General features: G+C 67.4%; 2 protein-coding genes. Both read right to left on the bottom strand.

Going from position 1 to position 2,176, the window contains the following annotated elements; translation table 11 throughout:
- Positions 1-906 (bottom strand): cache domain-containing protein (locus ATO4_RS26625; protein ID WP_139802734.1); only part of this gene is annotated, 906 nt, incomplete at its 3' end.
- 400 nt (positions 907-1,306) lie between these two features.
- The coding region (locus ATO4_RS26620) for a methyl-accepting chemotaxis protein (RefSeq protein WP_245308940.1) at positions 1,307-2,176 on the bottom strand (870 nt) is incomplete at its 5' end.

Raw genomic sequence — 2,176 nt, 5'->3', positions numbered from 1 at the left:
GAAGCTCGTGTCGACGACGCCCATGAACTCGCGCAGGTCCTCGGCCTTGGCGTGTTCGAGATCGGCCTGACGACGCTTGGCCTCCTCCTGGTCGACACGGGCCGCCTCGGCTTCCTTCTGCAGCCGTTCGCGCTCGATCGCCTGCTCCTTGAACACCTGCACCGCCCCGGCCATCTCGCCGATCTCGTCATGCCGACCGACGCCGGGCACCTCGACGGCCTTGTCGCCGGACGCCAACCGCCGCATTGCCGAAGTCATCGCCGCCAAGGGCCGGGTGATGGAACGGGCGATCAACCAGCCAACCGTCACCAGAACACCCAGGATTGCGATCTGCCAGACGGCGGAAGCGGACAGCGCGCGAATGAACTGCGCATGGAGGTCGTCGGTGTAGAGGCCGGTCCCGACAACCCACTGCCAGGGCTCGTAGGCCTTGGAATAGGACAGCTTGTCGAGCATTTCCTCGCTGCCGACGCGGCTCGCCATGTAGGGCACGAAACCGCCGCCCTCGCGGCCGGCATTGATGATGTTGCGGACGTGATAGGTCTCGGTGCCCTTGTCGAAATTGTCCCACTGGTTCTGGCCGATCTTCTCGCTCTTCGGATGAGCGACGACGATCCCGTTGTAGTCGTTGGCGAAGAAATAGTCGTCGTTGCCGTATCGCAGCGAGGCAAGGACGCCGGCGGCCATGGACTTGGCTGCGGTTTCGCTCATCTCGCCCTTGGCGGCCTTGTCGCCGAAATAGGACAGGATCGAGACGGCGCTCTGGACCTGGCCCTTCATCAGGGTCTCCCTGTCCCTCCAGAGCTGGCTGTTCATCGAGAAGAGCTGGAGCGCCATGACGATGGTCGTCAGGACCCCCGCAGCAGCGATCAAAATGGCAAGTTTCTTGGGAAGCGTCAGGGACATGGCCGATCCTGTGCGAGTGACCTGATGATGCCGAAGGTTACTATCAGAGAAGTGAAATATCAGTTGATGAAACCACTGCGGCACGAGAGGATGCGTGACTTCTCCGCACGACCGATCGCGTCGGCCGGGGCTCGTGTGTTCGGGGACAGGGTCGGCCCGCCGGGAGGGGTTCCGGCCACGCTTGCCGTCCTGCAGCTTCGAAACGCTCTGCCGCAAGGTCTGGCCGCATGCCTGGCGGGCGACGGCCTGGCGAGCTCATGCGGGCGATCAAGCCGTCCAGCGGAAACGAGCCTTGCGCAGGGCGTTCACCGCCCGCAATGCGCCGACCGCGAACGACTTCGGCCCGGGGCTGGGCTCCCCGGGCCGTCTTCCTCTCACATCGGCGCGATTCTCGGATCGCTCAGAATTCGGCCCAGCTCTCCTCGGGCTGCGCCGGCCTGCGGGCCGCGCCGCCCGGTCCGGCGGTCCGCAGCTGCGGCACCGGCCTTGGAGCGGCCTTCCTGTTGGCGGAACTGCGCGCGGCCCGTTCCGCGGCCGGCCGTTCGACGGGAGCGGACGCTGCGCGCCCGGTCCGGAAGCGTTCCACCGCCCTCGCCAGGCCGTCGGTCTCGACCGACAGCGTCTGGGCAGCGGCGGTCGACTGCTCGACCATCGCAGCGTTCTGCTGGGTCACCTTGTCCATCTGGTCGGCCGCGCCCGACACTTCGCGCAGGCTCGTCGCCTGCTCGCGCGCCGAGTCCGCGATCCTGGCGACGATCTCCGCCATGCCGGCCACCTCGGCGACGATCTCGTCCAGGCTCTTGCCCGACGCCGTCACCAGGTCGACGCCCTTCTCCACCTGCTCCGACGAGGCGGTGATCAGACCCTTGATCTCCTTCGCCGCCTCCGCCGAGCGCTGGGCGAGGGCTCGCACTTCCTGGGCGACGACGGCAAAACCCTTGCCCGCCTCGCCGGCGCGCGCCGCCTCGACGCCGGCATTCAGCGCCAGGAGATTGGTCTGGAAGGCGATCTCGTCGATCACCGAGATGATCTGGGTGATCTGCTGCGACGAGCCTTCGATCTCGCTCATCGCCGTCACCGCCTGGGCGACGATCTCGCCGCCCTTGGCGGCTTTCGCCTTCGCCGCCTCGGCCGTTCTTCTGGCCTCGCCGGCGCCCTCGGCCGTGCGGTTCACGCCGCCGGTCACCTCGCCGAGCGCCGCGACGGTCTGTTCGAGCGACGCCGCCTGCTGTTCGGTGCGCTGGGCGAGGTCGTTGGAGGCCACCGTGAT

It is taken from the genome of Aurantimonas sp. 22II-16-19i, from assembly GCF_002088275.1.
Taxonomy (GTDB): Bacteria; Pseudomonadota; Alphaproteobacteria; order Rhizobiales; family Rhizobiaceae; genus Jiella.
The sequence above is the reverse complement of the archived record's forward strand: the minus strand, read 5'-3'. Positions and strand labels throughout refer to the sequence as shown.